The sequence below is a fragment of the Vibrio sp. 1159 genome, from assembly GCF_033340395.1.
Taxonomy (GTDB): Bacteria; Pseudomonadota; Gammaproteobacteria; order Enterobacterales; family Vibrionaceae; genus Vibrio; species Vibrio alginolyticus.
Genome location: NZ_JAWOWL010000178.1, coordinates 1 through 1,081, shown reverse-complemented (window position 1 = coordinate 1,081; position 1,081 = coordinate 1). Strand labels below are relative to the sequence as shown.

General features: G+C 46.4%; 1 protein-coding gene. It reads left to right on the top strand.

The features are described from left to right. A partial coding sequence (gene thiH, locus R7127_RS26835; protein WP_318148754.1) for a 2-iminoacetate synthase ThiH occupies positions 1–903 on the top strand: 903 nt, incomplete at its 5' end. Positions 904–1,081: the final 178 nt, after the last annotated feature.

The window sequence follows — 1,081 nt, the reverse complement described above, 5'->3', positions numbered from 1 at the left end:
ATCCCGCTGTACCTCTCTAACCTTTGTGCCAACGCTTGTACCTATTGTGGCTTCTCTATGGAGAACCGCATAAAGCGAAGAACACTGAATAGGGACGAAGTTGAGGCGGAGATTGATGCGATTAAGCGAATGAAGTTCGACAGCGTGTTACTGGTAACGGGTGAGCATGAGACCAAAGTTGGGATGAAATACTTTCGCGAAATGGTGCCAATCATCAAGCAGCGATTTAATTATTTAGCGATGGAAGTCCAACCGTTGGATCAGGACGAATACGCCGAACTCAAAACATTGGGCCTTGATGCGGTGATGGTGTATCAAGAAACCTATCATCCTAAAACATATGCTCAGCATCATTTACGTGGCAACAAAATGGATTTCCGATACCGGCTTGAAACGCCTGATAGGTTGGCAAAAGCGGGGATCGACAAAATCGGTATTGGCGCTTTGATTGGTTTGGAAGAGTGGCGCACCGACTGCTTTTTTGCTGCTGCTCATCTGGATTACCTTGAGCGTACTTATTGGCAATCGCGTTATTCGATTTCTTTTCCTCGTTTACGCCCTTGTGCCGGTAATGCACCTGCGTCGGGATTACAACCGAAATCTGTCATGACGGATAAGCAGTTGGTGCAATTGATTTGCGCCTATCGGCTGTTTAATCCGGAAGTGGAGTTGTCATTGTCGACGCGCGAATCACCGCAGTTTCGCGACAATGTATTACCGTTAGGCATTACGAGTATGTCTGCGGCATCGAAAACACAACCCGGTGGTTATGCGACCGAAGAGGTGGAACTGGAACAGTTCGAAATCAGTGACGAGCGTAGCGCGGCATCGGTAGAAGACATGATCAGAGCGAAAGGTTTCGATCCGGTCTGGCGTGATTGGCACTCAGCTTACTCCGGTTAACCGAGGCGTTTACTGTGTCATTGGCATGTTTCACGTGAAACATTGTGATTGAATGAACGCTTAGCTTTGAGTTTCATGGATGTGATTTATGGGCTGCGATTTACGAATTTAGCCCTAAAAAAAGGCTCTCAAAGTAGAGAGCCTTTTCTATTTTATCTTTAATAGATGTTCGCACTTT